A 17,864-nucleotide genomic window follows, 5' to 3' on the forward strand; every position below is an offset into this window, starting at 1 on the left:
TTTCGGAGACGATATTCGGTCTCGCGAAGAGGCCGGCGATGCTCAACCCTTCAGGAATTCGGATGCCTTGTAAAGCGAGCGAAATGGCACACCAGCCGCTGCAAACGTCTCGCTGGCGCCTTCATCACGATCGACCATGGTGAACACGAGCGCCACTTCCGCACCGGCCTCGCGCACCGCATCGAGTGCCTTCACGGCCGAGCCGCCGGTGGTGGTGACGTCCTCGACGATAACGATGCGCTTGCCTTTGAGGCTCTCGGTCTTGGTGAGGCCCTCGATGGCAAGGCGGGCGCCATGCTCCTTCGGCTTCTTGCGCACGAAGAAGGCGCCGATCGGCGCGCCCTTCATCCAGGACAGCTGCGCCAGCGCGCCGGCCAGCGGCACCGCGCCCATCTCGAGGCCGCCGACATAATCGAGCTTGTCGTCCTTCAGTGCCTCATAGGTCAGCTCGGCCAGCAGTGCGGCACCTTCGGGGTCGCACATGGTGGGCTTCAGGTTGAAATAGAAATTGCTCTTGCGGCCCGAGGCGAGCGTGATCTCGCCATAACCGAACGAACGGTCGCGGATGATCTCGTGCAGGCGGGCGCGGGCGGTTGTGTTGGACAAGGCGATCTCTCTTTCAGGTAAACCGCGGCAATTTACCGGCCCGGGGCCGGATAGGCCAGAGCGCAAGACACCTCTTCAACAGCCGACATTTGCGGGGCGGGCGGACGATGATACAGGTTGAGAAAATCGGGAAGGGAAACGCATGACCATCGAATTTCACACCTGGAACACGCCGAATGGCCGCAAGATCTCCGTGGCGCTGGAGGAAATGGGGCTGGCCTACAAGGTGTTCCCGGTGAACATCTCGAAGGGCGACCAGCAGAAGCCGGATTTCCTGAAAATCAGCCCGAACAACAAGATTCCGGCCATTGTCGACCCCGATGGGCCGGACGGGAAGCCGGTCAGCGTGTTCGAATCCGGCGCCATTCTGCTCTATCTCGGCGAGAAGACCGGCAAGTTCCTGCCGAAATCGCTGGGCGATCGCATTCCGGTGCTGGAATGGCTGATGTGGCAGATGGGCGGATTCGGTCCGATGCCCGGCCAAGTGCATCATTTCATCGCGCTGGAGAACGAAGCGGATCGTGCCTACGGTCTCAAGCGCTTCTCCGATGAAACCCGCCGGCTTTACGGCGTGCTGGATCGGCGGCTGAAGGATCACGAATTCGTCGCGGGTACGCTGTCGGTGGCGGATTTCGCCATTCTCGGCTGGGTCTGGCGCCATCCGCGCCACAAAGTGGCGCTGGAGGATTTTCCGAATGTGAAGCGCTGGTACGAGCAGCTGATGGCGCGGCCGGCGGTTAAGCGCGGGTTTGAGGTGAAGCTGGACTAAAGCTCCGGACCATCAGCCGTCATTGCGAGCGCAGCGAAGCAATCCAGGAAAGCGAAGGACCGGATTGCTTCGTCGCTTTGCTCGTCGCAATGACGAGGCGTGCGCTTTAATGCGCTTCTTCCCAGTTATCCGCTGCCCGCGCATCGACCTGAAGCGGCACCGACAACAACACCGCTGGGAACGGCGCGTCCTGCATCGTGTGCTGGACCACGGGCAGCGTTGCTGCCACCTCGTCGTCCGGCACCTCAAAGATCAATTCGTCATGAACCTGCAGCAGCATTTTGGCTGACAGCTTTTTCTCGGCCAGTGCATCTTCCATGCGCGCCATGGCGCGGCGGATGATGTCGGCGGCGGTGCCCTGCAGGCGCGCATTGATCGCTGCGCGTTCGTTGAAGGCGCGGACCGATGGATTGCTCGCCTTGATCTCGGGATAGTGGCACTTGCGGCCGAACAGCGTGGTCACATAGCCATGCTCGCGGCAGAAGTCGCGCGTCGCGTCCATATAGGCGCGGATGCCGGGGAAGCGCTCAAAGTACTTCTTGATATAGGCCCCGGCCTCTTCGCGCGGGATGCTGAGCTGATTGGCGAGGCCGAAGGCCGAGATGCCGTAGATGATGCCGAAATTGATCGCCTTGGCGCGGCGGCGTACTTCGGCCGGCATGTCCTTCACCGGCACGCCGAACATTTCCGACGCCGTCATGGCGTGAATGTCGAGCCCATCCTGGAACGCCTGTTTCAGCACCGGGATATCGGCGATCTCGGCCAGCAGGCGCAGCTCGATCTGCGAATAGTCGGCCGAGACCAGCTTGTGGCCTTCGCTGGCCACGAAAGCGCGGCGGATCTTTCGCCCGTCCTCGGTGCGCACCGGGATGTTCTGCAGGTTCGGTTCGTTGGACGACAGGCGACCCGTCGTGGTCGCCGCCAGCGCGTAGGTGGTGTGCACGCGATGGGTCTGCGGATGCACGTAATTCGGCAGCGCGTCCGTATAGGTCGAGCGCAGCTTCGACACCTGCCGCCAGTCGAGAATTTTTCGCGGAAATTCGTGGCCCTGTTCGGCCAGCTCATCCAGCACCTGCGCCGAGGTCGACCATGCGCCGGTCTTGGTCTTCGAGCCGCCCGGCAGGCCCATCTTGCCGAACAGCACGTCGCCGAGCTGCTTCGGGCTGCCGATATTGAGATCCTCGCCGGCGATCTCCTTGATCTCGGATTCGATCCGCGCCGCGGTCTGCGCGAAATCGGCAGAAAGTTTCGAGAGGACCTGCCGATCGATGGAAATGCCGCGGCGTTCCATCCGCGCCAGCACGGAAATCAGCGGGCGCTCCAGCGTCTCATAGACCGTTGTCATGTGTTCGGCCGCGAGGCGCGGCTTCAGCACGGTCCAAAGCCGCAGCAAGACGTCGGCGTCCTCGGCGGCATATTCGGTGGCGCGGTCGATCTTCACTTGTTCGAAGGTCAGTTTGCCTTTGCCAGAGCCGATGATCTCGCCGTGGGTCAGCGTGGCGTGGCCGAGCCAGCTGTCAGCCAATGCATCCAGCCCATGCGCATTGCGCCCGGCGTCAAGCGCATAGGACATCAATTGCACGTCGTCATGATTGCGCAGTGTCACGCCGTGCTGAGCCAGCAGCACGGCGGTGAATTTGATGTTGAAGCCGATCTTCAGCAGACCCGGCGTTTCCAGCAGCGGCTTCAGTGTTTCCAGCGCATCAGCGGTCTTGAGTTGATCCGGCTCGAGGTCGGCGGCGAACAGTCCTGCGCCGTCGCCGGACTGGCGATGGGCGAAGGGAATATACGCCGCGTCATTCGGGCCGAGCGCCAATGCGATGCCGATGATATCGGCTTGCATCGGATCGATCGAGCTCGCTTTGGCTTCGAACGCGAGATGGCCGGTATCGAGGATGCGGGCGATCCATTTATCGAGGTCGGCTTGACTGCGAATGGTTTTGTAGCCATCGCGTTTCACCGGTGTGTTGCGCGCCGCTTCTGCTCGGACCTTTGCGAAAGCGGCGGGCGTCAGCACATCCTTGCCGCCTGGACCCGTCGCGTGGGCGCCGATGCCGTTGGTCGTTTTCTTTGCCGCAGATGGTTGTTTGGTGTCGCCAAACAGATCCCCACCTTGTCCACCAGCTTCGCCGCTTTTCGCGGTTGGTTTTGCGGTGCCGCTTTCGGTCTCTGCCGTTACGTCGGCCACATCGATATGCGAATATTCCGCGACGCGGCGGGTGAGGGTGGTGAACTCCATCCGCTTCAAGAATGCGATCAGTTTTCGCGCATCGGGTTCATGCACCGCGAGATCGTCGAGCGGCACGTCGAGCGCCACCTTGTCATCCAGCAGCACCAACTGCCGCGAGATACGCGCTTTCTCCGCATGCTCGATCAGCGATTCCCGCCGCTTCGGCTGTTTGATTTCGGACGCGCGATTCAGCAGCGTTTCCAGATCGCCATATTCGGTGATGAGCTGCGCGGCCGTCTTGATGCCGATGCCGGGAACGCCCGGCACATTGTCCACACTGTCGCCGGCCAGTGCCTGCACCTCGACCACCTTTTCCGGTGGGACGCCGAATTTCTCGATCACCTCGGCAATGCCCAGGCGCTTGTCCTTCATGGTGTCATACATGGTGACGCAATCGGTCACGAGTTGCATCAGGTCCTTGTCGGACGACACGATGGTGGCCGTGGCGCCGCGCTCGCAGGCCTGCCGCACATAGGTGGCGATCAGGTCGTCGGCCTCGAAGCCGCCCTGTTCGATGCAGGGCAGATCGAAGGCTCGCACGGCGTCGCGGATCAGCGCGAATTGCGGGATCAGGTCATCGGGCGCCGGCGGGCGGTGCGCCTTGTATTCCGGGTAGAGTTTGTTGCGGAAGGTGATCTCGGACTTGTCGAAGATGATCGCCAGATGCGTCGGCCGGTTGTCCGGGGGCATGTCGCGCATCAGTTTCCACAGCATGTTGCAGAAGCCGAGCACCGCATTGACCTGCAAGCCGTCGGATTTGCGGTTCAGCGGCGGCAGTGCGTGATAGGCGCGGAAAATGTAGGACGAACCGTCCACCAGAAAGATGTGATCGCCTTTGCCCGGTGCGGTCGGGCTCGCGGCGGTGGCGGTATCGGCGGAGGTTTTTGTGGGGGCTTTCGACATGGCCGCAATTTAAGGATTTTTGCGGGGAATGACAGTCCCGACATCTCCTGTCATTGCCCGCGAAAGCGGGCAATCCAGTAACCGCCGGCGTCCGTGATAGAACGCCAGCTTCAGCGCGTACTGGGTTGCCCGGTCAAGCCGGGCAACGACAGGCAGAGGTCACTCCGCAGCCTGCAGCCGTGCGCCCTGCTTCTTCGGCGCGATCCAGAACGCCTGCGGTCGCTCGAACAGGAAATTCGCGCGCAGGCGCAGTGCCAGCCACCAGATCACCAATGCGCCGACCACGCCGCTGATGGTCACGAGCAGCGCGATGGTGCCGATATCGAGTGGAGCGAATTTCAGCAAGACGGCACGCGCGGTGGCCATTGGCAAGAAGAAGGCGAGATAGATCACGATGGAATGCTCACCGAGGAAACGAACGAAATTGAGCCACTGCATCTTCGCCAGCAGCGTGCCGACGACGATGATCGCCACGGCGCCGGCAAAGCCCAACACCAGCGACATCACAGGCCATTCGCTGACGCCGCCATGGACCAGCGCGGCATTTACTACAGCCCAAATCGCAAGGCCGATAAGCGCGAGAACGGGCTTGGCGCGGGCTTTGTCGGAAAGCGCGAATACCTGCGTGGCGAACAGGTAGCCGGAGTAGAAATAGACGAAGCGTGCGCAGAATTCGTCGATGGCGGTCCAGCCGGTGGCAATATGCAGGCTCTCCAGCAGTGCCGCGATGCCCCAGATCAGCACCGCCGGGACATTTCGCACGGCTTTGGTCAGCACGAAAAACACCGGCAGCAGATAAATGAACCACAGCGTGCCGAACGGATCGATATAGGACAGCAGATACAGCTTGATCACATAGGGCCAGCCATGCTCGGCGGCGAAGCCCGGCGCCTTGAAGCCGAACTGGATAGTGACCCAGAGCACGTAGAAATACAGGAAATGGACGACCTTGCGGTCGAGATAGGTGCGCCAGTCGCGGTCGATCACCCGCGCCAGGAACAGGCCCGAAATCAGGAAGAAATCCGGCATCCGGAACGGTTTGGCGAATTCGACCACGTAATGCATGTAGCCGGTCTGGCCCGCGGCCAGCTCGGTGCCCAGCACCGAATGCATCATCACCACCATAATGATGCAGATGCCCTTGGCGTAGTCGACCCAGTCGACCCGCTCCGACGCGATGGCGCGCTCGGCGCCCGCATATGTGCCGCTTGTGGTCATCGCGATCCCTGTCGGCGCCCTGTTATTGCGCACATCATCGGGACAATCGGTTTCAATTGCCTTGCAGTATCCATCGAAAATGGTGATCGGATGGTCACGCTTGCGCGAGTTTCTGCGGCTGGTTAATGGGCGTTAACAGATACGAGTGTCATGATCCGGACTTTCGGTACATCCCTGCCCATCGACGCCGTGCTGGGCGACCTCGCGAATGCGCTGAAATCGGCCAATGCGGCCGTGCTGGTGGCGCCGCCCGGCGCCGGCAAGACCACGCGCGTGCCGCTGGCGCTGCTCGATGCGCCCTGGCTCCAGGGCAAGAAGATCATCATGCTGGAGCCGCGCCGCATCGCCGCGCGCGCCAGCGCCGAACGGATGGCGAAGACGCTGGGTGAGCGCGCCGGCGAAACGGTCGGCTATCGCGTCCGCTTCGGCTCCAAGATTTCGCGCAGCACCCGAATCGAAGTCGTGACCGAGGGCATCTTTGCACGGCAGATCCTCGATGATCCCGAACTCACCGGGGTCGGCGCCGTGCTGTTCGACGAATTCCACGAGCGCTCCCTCGACGCCGACCTCGGTCTCGCGCTCGCGCGCGATGCGCAGACCGGATTGCGCGAGGATCTCCGCATTCTCGTGATGTCCGCCACCATCGATGGCGCACGGATCGCGAAGCTGCTCGGCGATGCTCCCGTGATTGCCAGCGAAGGCCGCGCTTTCCCGGTGGAGACGCGCTATCTCGGCCGCAAGCCCGATCAGCAGATCGAGCGCCAGATGGCCGACGCGATCGCATCGGCATTGCGTGCGGATAGTGGCTCCGTGCTCGCCTTCCTGCCCGGCGCCGCGGAAATCCGCCGTACGCAGAATTTCCTGGCCGAACGTGTGCAGGATGCGTCCATCGAGATCGTCCCATTGTTCGGTGCGCTCGATGCCGCCGTGCAGGACCGCGCGATCCAGCCGGCGCCGAAGGGCCAGCGCAAGGTGGTGCTGGCAACCTCTATCGCAGAGACGTCGCTGACCATCGAAGGCGTGCGCATCGTTGTCGATTGCGGCCTCGCGCGCGTACCGCGCTATGAGCCCGACATCGGGCTGACGCGGCTGGAAACCGTGCGCGCCTCCCGCGCCGCCGTGGATCAGCGCCGTGGTCGCGCAGGTCGTACCGAGCCGGGCATCAGCTATCGACTATGGGACGAACCGCAGACCGCGTCGCTGCCTGCTTATACGCAGCCGGAAATTCTCAGCGCCGATCTCTCGACGCTGTTGCTGGACTGCGCGCAATGGGGCGTCAGCGATCCCGCGCAGCTCACTTTCCTCGATCCCCCGCCGCTGCCGGCGCTGAAGGAAGCGCGCAGCCTGCTGGTCGAACTTGGTGCTCTCGATGCCGATGGCCGCATCACGGAAGAGGGGCAGGCGCTGCGTGCACTGGCGCTGCCGCCGCGCCTCGCGCGGATGATCGTGGATTCAGCGCGTTTCGGCTATGGCGATGAGGCGGCCGAGGTTGCTGCCATCCTCACCGAACGCGGCCTTGGTGGCGACAGTGTCGATCTCGATCATCGCCTCGATCAGTTTCGCCGTGATCGTTCGCAGCGGGCGAGCAGTGCGAGGCAATTGGTGGAGCGCTGGGTGGCACAGGTGTCATCCCCGTCCAACGGTAGCACGGAGCCACTGTCCACCGGCGCCATGCTCGCTTTCGCCTTCCCGGATCGCATCGCGAAAAACCGCGGCAATGGCAGTTTCGTGCTCGCCAATGGCCGCGGCGCATCTGTCGAGCAAAGCGCTGCACTGGCAAAAATGCCCTATATCGTTGTCGGAGAACTCACCGGCACCGCTGCCAATGGCCGCATCCTGCTCGCGGCGCCGTTCTCGCAAGTCGAAATTGAATCGCGCTTCGCCGATCAGATCGAGAATGCCGATGAGATCAGCTTCGATCGTGCCTCGACATCGCTCCGTGGCCGCCGCAAGCGCATGCTGCATGCGATCACGCTGTCGGAAGCGCCGCTGACGGTGACGGCCTCCGAAGACGCAGCGCGCGTTTTCGCCGATGGCCTGGCGATGCTCGGCCTCGATCGGCTGCCTTGGTCCAAGGCGCTGCAACAGTGGCGTGGCCGCGTCATGTTTTTGCGCGCCTCTGAGGGCGATGCCTGGCTTGATCTGTCGGATCAGGCGTTGATCGATACGCGTGAGACCTGGCTGATGCCCGCACTGTTCGGCAAAACCTCGCTCAGAGATTTTTCCGCTGGCGACCTGTCCGACGCCATTATGAACCTGCTCCCATGGGATCAGCGCGCCCGCCTCGACAAGGAGGCGCCGACTCATTTCGAAGCGCCGACCGGCAGCATGCTGGCCATCGATTACGAGGCCGAGCAGGGGCCGACCATCGCCGTCCGCCTGCAGGAACTGTTCGGATTGAGCAGCCATCCATCCGTCGCCAAGGGCAAGGTCCCGCTGGTGCTGGAATTGCTGTCGCCGGCGCAGCGGCCGGTGCAGGTGACGCGCGATTTGCCGGGCTTCTGGCGTGGCAGCTATCAGGATGTACGCTCGGACTTGCGCGGCCGCTATCCGCGCCATCCTTGGCCCGACGATCCTGCGACCGCCATGCCGACGCGGCGGGCCAAGCCGCGGGGAACATGAGCCCGTCTTAACCCTTCGCTCATCCTTTTCGCGAAAATTGCACCGTGTCTGCCGGCCCAGTACGGACGGTGGCGGCGATCCGTGCTCGATTGCGGTTCCGTCGGGATGCATTGGGTAAAGGGTTGCGTATGCGTAGCATCATGTTTTTTGCAGCCGTGCTGATCGGGCTTGGTACCGTGATGGCGCAGGTTGCCGACAAGATGACGTCCACGCCTGCGATGGCGCGCACGGAAGCTGCGCCCACCCGCCTTGCTTCTCTCAGCGCGCCACAGGCCGGCATCCGTAGCCTGGCCATCCCCCGTGATTCCCGCGGTCACTTCCAGACCGAAGCGCGTATCGATGGTCAGCGCATCGGCTTCATGGTCGATACCGGCGCATCGGTGATCGCGCTAAACGAGACCTCGGCGGCCCGCTTCGGCCTGCGTCCCTCGCGCGCCGAATATAACGCCACGGTGACAACGGCGAATGGCAAGCTGAAAGCCGCGCGTGCAAAACTGCCGATGGTGCAGGTTGGCGATATCACCGTGCGTGATGTCGATGCCATGGTGCTGCCGGATGAGGCACTGTCGGAGAATCTGCTCGGCCTGTCGTTTCTCTCCAAGCTGAAGCGGTTCGAATATTCCAACGGACAGATGGTTCTCGAGCAGTAGTAACCTTTCCGCTTAACGCTGCGGCCCCATTTCAAACACCTTCGGTCACTTGAATACCGTCGTGCCTTCCCAATGGCGCGCAGGGCAGCTAAGGCTGTGCTATTCAAATAAAAAACATCATCATTCGCGAGAGGTCGTCGATGTTTCCGAAGCCCAAACCCTTGCTCGTGCCAAATACCTATGCCTACGAATCCGAGCCAATGGTGAAGGCCACTGGCTTTCGCGAATATGACGCGCGCTGGCTGTTCGGCAAGGAAATCAACCTGATGGGCGTGCAGGCGCTGGGCATGGGGCTCGGCGTGCTGATCGGCGAGCTCGGCCAGAAGCAGGAGATCGTCACCGGTCACGATTTCCGCGGCTATTCCGCCTCGATCAAATATGCGCTGATGACGGGCCTGATGGCGGCAGGCTGCAAGGTGCATGATATCGGCTTGGCTGTGACGCCGATGGCCTATTTCGCGCAATTCGATCTCGACGTGCCCTGCGTCGCCATGGTCACCGCCTCGCATAACGACAATGGCTGGACCGGCGTGAAGATGGGCGCCAACAAGCCGCTGACGTTCGGCCCCGATGAAATGACGCGGTTGAAAGAGATCGTGCTCAACGCCGAGTTCAAGAACAAGGCTGGCGGCTCTTATCACTTCCATGAAAATTATCCGGCGCGTTACATCGCCGATCTCACCAATCGTCCGAAGCTCAAGCGCAAGCTGAAGGTCGTCGTCGCTTGCGGCAACGGCACCGCCGGCGCCTTCGCTCCGCAGGTGATGGAAGCGATCGGCTGCGAGGTGATCCCGCTCGATGTCGAGCTCGATCACACCTTCCCGAAATACAATCCGAATCCGGAAGACATGGAGATGCTGCACGCGATCCGCGATGCGGTGCTCGAACACAAGGCCGATGTCGGCCTCGGTTTCGATGGTGACGGCGATCGTTGCGGCGTCGTCGATAACACCGGTGAGGAAATCTTTGCGGACAAGGTTGGCGTGATGCTCGCGCGCGATATGTCGGCGGTTCACAAGAATGCGGAATTCGTCGTCGATGTGAAATCGACGGGGCTCTTCATCACCGATCCCGTGCTGCAGGCACAGAATGCCAAGACGACCTACTGGAAGACCGGCCATTCCTACATGAAGCGCCGTACCCATGAATTGAAGGCGTTGGCGGGCTTCGAGAAGTCCGGCCACTTCTTCTTCAATGCCCCGGTCGGTCGCGGCTACGACGATGGTCTCGTCTCGGCCATCGCAATTTGCGAGATGCTGGATCGGGCGCCCGGCAAGAGCATGGCGGATCTCAAGGAGGCGTTGCCGAAGACGTGGTCATCGCCGACCATGTCGCCGCATTGTGCCGACGAAACCAAATATGGCGTCGTCGATGCCGTGGTGAAGCATTTCGAGGCCGCGCAGAAGAAGGGCGACAAGGTCGCTGGTCAGCCGATCCGCGATCTGGTCACGGTCAACGGCGTGCGCGTCACCTGCGAGGATGGCAGCTGGGGCCTGGTGCGGGCTTCATCGAACAAGCCGGAACTGGTGGTCGTGGTCGAAAGCCCGGTGTCGAAGCAGCGCATGCATGACATGTTCGATGCGGTCAATCTCGTGCTGAAGACGCATCCGGAAGTCGGCGCGTATAATCAGACGATTTGAGCTGTCGATCTCAAACTGTCATCGCCCGCAAAAGCGGGCGATCCAGTAAACTCTAACTGTCGTGATAATGCGCCAATCAGGCGTGTACTGGGTCGCCCGGTCAAGCCGGGCGACGACAGTTGCAAGCCGTCAGTTCGCAGGCATCGGCGGCACGGGCAGTGCCGTCACCGACTTGATCTTTTCCATCGCGAATCGCGACGTCACGTTCTTCAGCGCCACTGCGCTGATCAGCTTCTTGTAGAACACGTCATAGCTCTGCATGTCGGCGACGACGACGCGCAGCATGTAATCGACATCGCCGGCCATGCGATAGAATTCCATCACTTCCGGCATCGCGCTGACGGCTTCAGCAAATTTCTTCAGCCAGGCGTCGGAGTGGTCGCTGCTCTCCACCGAAACAAACACCGAGATGCCGAGTCCGATCTTGTTCTGATCGACCAGGGCGACCCGGCGCAGGATCACGCCGTCGGCCTCTAGGCGCTGGATGCGCTTCCAGCATGGCGTCGAGGACAGGCCAACACGGTCGCCAATTTCGGCGACGGACAGCGATGCATCCTCCTGCAGGACCGTCAGGATCTTGCGATCGATCGCATCGAGGCGGCGGGTCGATTCGGAGGTTTGGTCGAGGACATCGGTCATGAGAAGAACTTTGTTCTAATTATAGGGTCGATAGACCTAATATATGGAACAATCTTCTAAATCAAGGTGAGGGGATCTGTGTCGTCGGATGGGTTGAACGTAGCGAAAATCCGTCATTTCTCACACGAGGACGATAGATTTTCACTCCAGCGTTTCGCGCCCTCATCAACTCATCCTCCGGCTTCAGCTCAGCGCGCCCACTTTCGAATCCCGCAAAAGCTTTTCGACTTCAGCACGTTGCGGGCAGGCAAACGCGCCGCCATAGCGGGTGCATTTGAGCGCCGCGGCGGCCGAGGCGAAGCGAAGCGCTTCTGGCACGGATTTGCCGCCGGCGAATTCCAGCGCGAAGGCGCCGTGGAAAATATCACCTGCCCCGAGCGTATCGACCACATGGACGGGGAAGGCCGGTGTCTCCTTCGGATTCCCCTGTTCGTCCAGCCATAGCGTCCCCTTGGGGCCACGGGTGACGGCAAGGAAGGACGAGGTCAGCGTGGCGAGCTTCTGCAGCGCCTTGAGGTTGTCATGAATGCCGGCCGTGGTCTGCAGCGCTTCGTCGGAGAAGATCAGGTGCGACGATGCTGTCAGCAGGCCCTCGCGCTGGGAGATGGTGCTGTCGATATCGACGACCACGGGAATGCCGCGATGGCGCGCCTCGATGCAGAGATCGGTGGCGAAGCCGGCGCAGCGGCTTTCGACCAGGATCGCGTCGCAGTCCTTCAGCAGCACATCGTGATCCGGCAACTTCACGTCCCACAATTTTGGATCGCGAAAGGTGACGATGGTCCGCTCGCCCGTGGGGTCGATCATGACCGCCGAGATCGGCGTCACAAGGCCCTTCATATGCACGAGATGCGTGGCATCGATGCCTTCCTTGGCGAGATCGTCGAACAGGAACTGATCGGCAGTCTCGCTCTTGTCGCCCATGGGCCCGGTCATCGCGGCCTTGCCGCCCAGCCGGTTGACGCCGATCGCCGCATTGAGCGCATTGCCGCCGATGATCTGCGCAAAGCGCTGGGATGGAAATTTCTGGCCGCGGCCGGGCACGGATTCGACGGCGAAGGTCAGGTCGCGCACGGGCAGGCCGATGCACAGGACACGCTTGGGCTGAGCAGTCATGGAAATCCCCGTTAGTCAGGCTTTGGTTCAAGCTTGGTCGGGATGCAGCCACCGTCCAAGCAGATGATGCGCGATGGCGAATGGATGCGGTCCTGCGAGCCCGTCCGGGTGCTCGCGCTTCCACATCAGCATCGCCTCGTCACGGTCAAACCACCGGGCGTCCTCAAGTTCCATTTTATCGATGACGATGTCGTCGGTCAGCGCACGCGCCGAGCAGCCGATCATCAGGGATGACGGATAGGGCCACGGCTGCGTCATGTAATAGGTGACGTCGGTGCAGCGGATGCCGGATTCCTCAAAGATCTCGCGCTTCACCGCATCCTCGATGGTCTCCGCTGCTTCGACAAAGCCGGCGAGACACGAATACATGCCGGGCGCGAACTGCTTCTGGCGGCCGAGCAGGCACTTGTCGCCCTTTTCCACCAGCATGATGACGACGGGATCGGTGCGCGGAAAATGCTCGGTCTTGCAACTCGGGCAGACGCGCTTCCAGCCGCCTTCGGCCATCGCGGACCTGGTGCCGCAATTGGCGCAGAAGCCGTGGCGCTGATGCCAGGACACCATCGACTTGGCCTGCGCGATCGCCGAAAGCTGGTCCGGCGGCACGATGCCCTGCATCGCCATGCCGCGCAGTTCGGACACTACGACATCGTCACGGCCGACCAGCTTTTCCGCTGCCGGCGCCGAGATGCCCATGCCGAACACGGCGGCGCCGTCGCGCAGGCCGAGAAAAATCGTACCAGGATTGGCGCCGAATTTTACGGCTTCGTCGATAGACAGCAGCGCGCGGACATTGTCCCCGTCCTTCTTCATCACCAGCGAGTCGCGATAGATCACGTAGGCGCGGCTATCGCTCTTGTTTTCCAGCGCGAACAGTTTTTCGTCGCTGAAGCGCAGATGCGCGGCGCGATCGAGGGTATTGGAGATGAAGGCCGGCTGGCCGAGGGGAAACAGCTTGCTTGTCATGTGATTCAACCGAGCCAGATCTTGCGACGGAGTTCTGAGATGAAACGCTGCACTTCCTCGGCATCATGCGCGAGCGGCGGCGTCACGCCCCAGACCGGGCGCGGCCAGGCGGCGTCTGTCTTGCGGCGTGCGATGATGTGGACGTGCAGTTGCGGCACTACATTGCCGAGGGCTGCAACATTGAGCTTGTCGCAACGGGTGACCTCTTTGAGCGCACGACCGACGCGATTGATTTCGGTCGTCAGCTGCGCCTGCGCCACCTCGTCGAGATCGATGATATCAACGATATCGGGGCGGCGCGGCACCAGCATCAGCCAGGGATAATGCGCGTCCTTCACCACCAGCACGCGGCTGAGGGGCAGGTCGCCGATGTCGATCGTGTCTTGCTGGAGCTGTCTGTGCAGCTCGAAGGCGGGCGTGGTGGCCATTCGGTCTCTCGATTTTGCCGCGCAGCGTCGCAGGAACTGGCGGCGCAAACAACTCCGTGGTGCATGCTTTTGCGCGCATCCGCCACGATTTCTTGCGGCAACACAGAGGCAAATCCTGAGGCAAAGTTGCGGCACGCGCTGCGCTTGCTTTCCGGCCGGTTTGGCCCCAAATAGGCACCGGGAGATTGGCGGTGGACGAGCCACTCGCCAATCGGGTCAGGACCGGAAGGTAGCAGCCCTAACGAGATCCGGATCGGGTCGCTCGTCAGTCTCCTACTTGTTTTATCGAGCAAATTCGGCGCTTCATGCTGGATTTCGCCCGGTGGGCAGGCGGCATCCCGGCAGGAACATTCATGTTTTGCCGGTCGATCTGCCCGATGTTCCGCAAACCGGCCTCTTGAGACAACACATTGCGGATTTCTCGATGACCGATGCCGGCATGCCCCCTTCCGATGATGATGTCGCCCAGGCCGGCTTCGCAATGAATGCGCCCGCTGCTGCAGCGCCGTATCGGGTGCTGGCGCGAAAATACCGGCCGGGAAATTTTGACGATCTGATCGGCCAGGAAGCGCTGGTGCGCACCGTCTCCAACGCATTCGAGACCGGACGGATTCCGCAGGCCTGGATCCTCACCGGCGTGCGCGGAGTCGGCAAGACCACCACGGCGCGCATTCTGGCGCGGGCGCTGAATTACGAGATGGCCGATGGCTCCGTGAAGGGGCCGACCATCCAGATGCCGACGCATGGCGTGCATTGCAAAGCTATCATGGAAAGCCGTCATATCGACGTGCTGGAAATGGACGCCGCCTCGCATACCGGCGTCGATGACGTCCGCCAGATCAATGACAGCGTGCGCTATGCGCCATCCAGCGCGCGCTACAAGGTCTATATCATCGACGAAGTCCACATGCTGTCGACGGCCGCCTTCAACGCGTTCCTGAAAACGCTGGAGGAGCCGCCGGAGCACGCGAAATTCGTGTTCGCGACAACCGAAATCCGCAAGGTGCCGATCACGGTGCTGTCGCGCTGCCAGCGCTTTGACCTGCGCCGCGTCGATGCCGATGTGCTGATGTCGCATCTGTCGAATATCGCCGGCAAGGAAGGCGTCGAGGTCGAGCCGGAAGCGCTCGGCATCATCGCGCGCGCAGCCGAAGGCTCGGTGCGCGATTCGCTGTCGCTGTTCGATCAGGCGATTGCCCATGCGGCGGGCCTCGTGAAGGCCGATGCGGTCCGGCAGATGCTCGGCCTCGCCGATCGCACGCGCGTCATCGACCTGTTTGATTCGCTGGCACGCGGCGATATCGCTGCTGCCTTCAAGGAATTCCGCGAGCAGTATGATGTCGGCGCCGATCCGATCGTGGTGCTGAGCGATCTCGCCGAATTCGTCAATTTCGTCACCCGCGTCAAAATCGTGCCGGCGACGGCCGACAATGTCGCGTTCGGCGAGACCGAGCGCCTGCGGGCGCGAGACTTTGCATCAAAGCTTTCCATGCGCGTGTTGTCGCGGATGTGGCAGATGCTGCTGAAGGGCATCACCGAGGTGCAGGGCGCGACGCGTCCGGCTGCGGCGGCCGAGATGGTGCTGGTGCGCATCGCCTATGTCGCCGATCTGCCGACGCCGGATGAAGCCATCCGCATGATCGAGCAGGGCGGCGGATCATCGCCCGTGATTGGCAATGGCGGTGGCCGCCCCTCGCCGATGCTGAATGCGCCGTCGGCGCAGTCTTCCGCGTCAATGCCGTCCGCAGTGCCGCCTTCGGCGCCGACCATGAGCGCGCCGCGGGGCCCGACCATGCAGCGTGGCAATGCCGAGCCGATGCCGCGGCCGCAAGTCGGCATGGCCGAAGCTGCGCCCGCGACGGTGCTGAAAATCTCGAACTTCCCCGAATTGATCGCATTGGCGGGCGAAAAGCGTGACCTGATGGTGCGTGGCGCGCTGGAAGCCGATGTGCGCCTGATCCGCATCGAGGATGGCCGGCTCGAACTTGCGATGGAGCGCACCGCCGCGCGCTCGCTGATCAATGACCTCTCGCGCAAACTGGAAATGTGGACGGGCCGACGCTGGGCTGTGATCGTGTCGAACGAGCAAGGCCAGGCGACGATCCGCGAGCAGGTGCAGGAGCAGAAGAACGAACGCCAGCGCAGTGCCGAAGCCGATCCGCGCGTGCAGGCGGTGTTCGCGAAATTCCCCGGCGCCAAGATGGAAGTGCGTTTGCTGGCCCCCGAAATTCCGGAAGGTGACGACGACGCTTTGATTTCCGATGATGGCGCCGAATCCGGCGACGACGATTAAACCAAAGGACGTTCCATGGCTGACTTTCTTGGCATGATGAAGCAGGCAGCGCAGCTGCAGTCGAAGATGAAGGCGATGCAGGAAGAGCTCGACCATGTGGAGGTCGAGGGCGTGTCCGGCGGCGGTCTCGTCTCGGTGCGCATGACGGCAAAAACCGAAGTGAAAGCCGTGAAGATCGATCCATCGCTGGTGAAGCCGGAAGATGTCGAGATTCTCGAGGACCTGCTGGTGACTGCGCTGGGTGATGCACGCCGCAAGGCGGAAGCGGCGATGCAGGAGAAGATGCAGTCGCTGACTGGCGGCCTCGGCCTGCCGCCCGGAATGGGCCTCGGCTAAAGGTTTCGAACGACCATGGCCTCCGTTGCCGGACCTGAAATCGAGCGCCTGATCCAGCTGTTGGCGCGATTGCCCGGCCTCGGGCCGCGTTCGGCGCGGCGGGCGGCGCTGCATCTGATCAAGAAGCGCGATGCGTTGATGACGCCGCTGGCCGGCGCACTGCAGACGGCGATCGATCGCGTGCAGGTCTGCAAGGTCTGCAGCAATATCGACACGCAATCGCCATGCACGATCTGTACGGATGCGCGACGCGATCCGACGACCATTGTCGTCGTGGCCGATGTCGCTGATCTCTGGGCGCTGGAGCGCGCGAATGCGGCGCCCGGCAAATATCATGTGCTCGGCGGCACGCTGTCGCCGCTCGATGGTGTCGGGCCCGGCGATCTGACCATCGATGCGCTGGTCGCTCGGGCGCATGCGCCGGAAGTGACGGAAGTCATCCTGGCGTTGAATGCGACCGTGGATGGCCAGACGACAGCACATTACATCACCGACCTTCTTCAGGAGGCCAACGTGAAAGTCACCCGCCTGGCGCATGGCGTGCCGGTGGGCGGCGAGTTGGACTATCTCGACGAAGGCACGCTGTCGGCGGCGATGCGACAGCGGACTTTGTTTTAAGACGGGACTGTTTCTGATGCGACGATCTGGATTCAAGGCGCAGCTTTGCGCGGCGATGCTTGTGATGGCAGGCGCAGGGACTTCGGTCGCTTATGCGGCGTCAGATGCTGAGCAAGCGCCGGCCAAGCCGGTGGCGCCGAAGGACATGAAGCTGGGTGATGTGCTCCATGGCCAGCTCAATGCCATGCGCAGCCGCGATGCCAAGGGCAAGCGCGTGGATGTGTATCAGGTGGTCACCGAACCGCGCCGCCTGCCGGCGCCGGCGGGGCTGTGCAATCTGGAGACGGGGCCGGAGACGTTCGAGATCGTGGTCGCCGGTGAAGCGCAGGCGACGCAATTGAAGCGGCTGGTCGGCAAGGAAGTGGCGTTCAAGGTTGCCGAGGTCGCGTGCGCCGAGCAGGCGGGCCAGATGAGCGAAGCGCTGGTGACGAAGTGGAGTTTGGTGGGGAAGACGAATTAGGGCGGCCATCTGCTCTGTTGTCGTCGCCCGGCTTGACCGGGCGATCCAGTAAGCACTGACGCTGCGGTGTGTACTGGATCACCCGCTTTCGCGGGTGATGACAAGAGAGGCTATGCCTGTCTCAAAAGTGCTGGATACAGATCATCCCAGTTGGGATTATCCTTCTCGATCAGTGCGATCTTCCACTCACGCGTCCATTTCTTCAATCGCTTCTCGCGATGGATGGCGTATTCGATGTGGTCGAAACACTCGAAATAAACCAGACGATCGACGTCGTATTTCTTCGTAAAACCCTCGGCAGTCTTCGCTCTATGTTCAGCGACACGGCGGATGATATTGTTCGTCACGCCGATGTAGAGCGTGCCGCCGA

General features: G+C 62.1%; 16 protein-coding genes and 1 other RNA gene. 9 read left to right on the plus strand and 8 right to left on the minus strand.

Annotated features, from left to right (window positions below):
• Window positions 1-42: 42 nt before the first annotated feature.
• Window positions 43-606, minus strand: a complete 564-nt coding sequence (gene pyrE, locus ACIQ2A_RS21580; RefSeq protein ID WP_398464630.1) for an orotate phosphoribosyltransferase — start codon at window positions 604-606, stop codon at window positions 43-45.
• Between the two features lie 142 nt (window positions 607-748).
• Here pyrE and ACIQ2A_RS21585 point away from each other — a divergent pair, with 142 nt between their 5' ends.
• A complete protein-coding gene (locus ACIQ2A_RS21585) occupies window positions 749-1,375 on the plus strand; it encodes a glutathione S-transferase family protein (protein WP_398483199.1) in 627 nt (208 codons plus the stop codon).
• Window positions 1,376-1,481: 106 nt separating this feature from the next.
• Here the strand turns inward: ACIQ2A_RS21585 and polA are convergent, their stop codons facing one another.
• Entirely contained in the window at window positions 1,482-4,508 is a 3,027-nt protein-coding gene (gene polA / locus ACIQ2A_RS21590) for a DNA polymerase I (protein ID WP_398483201.1), read from the minus strand.
• A 159-nt stretch (window positions 4,509-4,667) separates the two neighbouring features.
• Window positions 4,668-5,726 carry an acyltransferase family protein gene (locus tag ACIQ2A_RS21595; RefSeq protein WP_398483203.1) on the minus strand — a complete coding sequence of 353 codons (1,059 nt, stop codon included), beginning with the start codon at window positions 5,724-5,726 and terminating at the stop codon, window positions 4,668-4,670.
• A 150-nt stretch (window positions 5,727-5,876) separates the two neighbouring features.
• On the opposite strand from ACIQ2A_RS21595, the gene hrpB reads away from it, so the two are divergent.
• The 3 genes from hrpB (at window position 5,877) to ACIQ2A_RS21610 (ending at window position 10,638) form a co-directional block, all read left to right on the plus strand.
• Complete coding sequence (hrpB, locus tag ACIQ2A_RS21600; protein ID WP_398483205.1) at window positions 5,877-8,348, plus strand: ATP-dependent helicase HrpB; 2,472 nt, start codon at window positions 5,877-5,879, stop codon at window positions 8,346-8,348.
• A 128-nt stretch (window positions 8,349-8,476) separates the two neighbouring features.
• The gene (locus ACIQ2A_RS21605) at window positions 8,477-8,998 is read left to right on the plus strand and encodes a TIGR02281 family clan AA aspartic protease (protein ID WP_398483207.1); all 522 of its coding nucleotides are present in this window, start codon (window positions 8,477-8,479) and stop codon (window positions 8,996-8,998) included.
• Window positions 8,999-9,138: 140 nt separating this feature from the next.
• On the plus strand, window positions 9,139-10,638 hold the full coding sequence (locus ACIQ2A_RS21610; protein WP_398483209.1) for a phosphomannomutase/phosphoglucomutase: 1,500 nt from the start codon (window positions 9,139-9,141) through the stop codon (window positions 10,636-10,638).
• 129 nt (window positions 10,639-10,767) lie between these two features.
• Here ACIQ2A_RS21610 and ACIQ2A_RS21615 read toward each other — a convergent pair whose 3' ends face one another.
• From ACIQ2A_RS21615 to ACIQ2A_RS21630, 4 genes are all read right to left on the minus strand, one after another.
• Window positions 10,768-11,277 (minus strand): Lrp/AsnC family transcriptional regulator, encoded by a 510-nt coding sequence (locus ACIQ2A_RS21615; RefSeq protein ID WP_398483211.1) that lies wholly within the window; start codon window positions 11,275-11,277, stop codon window positions 10,768-10,770.
• 183 nt (window positions 11,278-11,460) lie between these two features.
• Complete coding sequence (locus ACIQ2A_RS21620) at window positions 11,461-12,399, minus strand: sugar kinase (RefSeq protein ID WP_398483226.1); 939 nt, start codon at window positions 12,397-12,399, stop codon at window positions 11,461-11,463.
• A gap of 21 nt (window positions 12,400-12,420) precedes the next feature.
• Window positions 12,421-13,359 carry an NAD(+) diphosphatase gene (gene nudC, locus ACIQ2A_RS21625; RefSeq protein ID WP_398483214.1) on the minus strand — a complete coding sequence of 313 codons (939 nt, stop codon included), beginning with the start codon at window positions 13,357-13,359 and terminating at the stop codon, window positions 12,421-12,423.
• Between the two features lie 5 nt (window positions 13,360-13,364).
• Complete coding sequence (locus ACIQ2A_RS21630) at window positions 13,365-13,787, minus strand: HIT domain-containing protein (RefSeq protein ID WP_398483216.1); 423 nt, start codon at window positions 13,785-13,787, stop codon at window positions 13,365-13,367.
• A gap of 180 nt (window positions 13,788-13,967) precedes the next feature.
• On the opposite strand from ACIQ2A_RS21630, the gene ffs reads away from it, so the two are divergent.
• The 5 genes from ffs to ACIQ2A_RS21655 all read left to right on the plus strand — a co-directional run bounded on the left by ffs (window position 13,968) and on the right by ACIQ2A_RS21655 (window position 17,494).
• Window positions 13,968-14,064, plus strand: an RNA gene (gene ffs / locus ACIQ2A_RS21635) — signal recognition particle sRNA small type.
• Between the two features lie 147 nt (window positions 14,065-14,211).
• On the plus strand, window positions 14,212-16,080 hold the full coding sequence (locus ACIQ2A_RS21640; protein ID WP_398483218.1) for a DNA polymerase III subunit gamma/tau: 1,869 nt from the start codon (window positions 14,212-14,214) through the stop codon (window positions 16,078-16,080).
• Between the two features lie 15 nt (window positions 16,081-16,095).
• The gene (locus ACIQ2A_RS21645) at window positions 16,096-16,416 is read left to right on the plus strand and encodes a YbaB/EbfC family nucleoid-associated protein (protein ID WP_398464868.1); all 321 of its coding nucleotides are present in this window, start codon (window positions 16,096-16,098) and stop codon (window positions 16,414-16,416) included.
• Window positions 16,417-16,431: 15 nt separating this feature from the next.
• Window positions 16,432-17,034, plus strand: coding sequence for a recombination mediator RecR (gene recR / locus ACIQ2A_RS21650; RefSeq protein ID WP_398483220.1), 603 nt, complete (start codon window positions 16,432-16,434; stop codon window positions 17,032-17,034).
• 16 nt (window positions 17,035-17,050) lie between these two features.
• On the plus strand, window positions 17,051-17,494 hold the full coding sequence (locus tag ACIQ2A_RS21655; protein WP_398483222.1) for a hypothetical protein: 444 nt from the start codon (window positions 17,051-17,053) through the stop codon (window positions 17,492-17,494).
• 110 nt (window positions 17,495-17,604) lie between these two features.
• On the opposite strand, the gene ACIQ2A_RS21660 is transcribed toward ACIQ2A_RS21655, so the two are convergent.
• Window positions 17,605-17,864 (minus strand): GIY-YIG nuclease family protein (locus tag ACIQ2A_RS21660; protein ID WP_398483224.1); only part of this gene is annotated, 260 nt, incomplete at its 5' end.

Origin of the sequence: Tardiphaga sp., assembly GCF_044336785.1 — a bacterium.
Classification (GTDB): domain Bacteria; phylum Pseudomonadota; class Alphaproteobacteria; order Rhizobiales; family Xanthobacteraceae; genus Tardiphaga.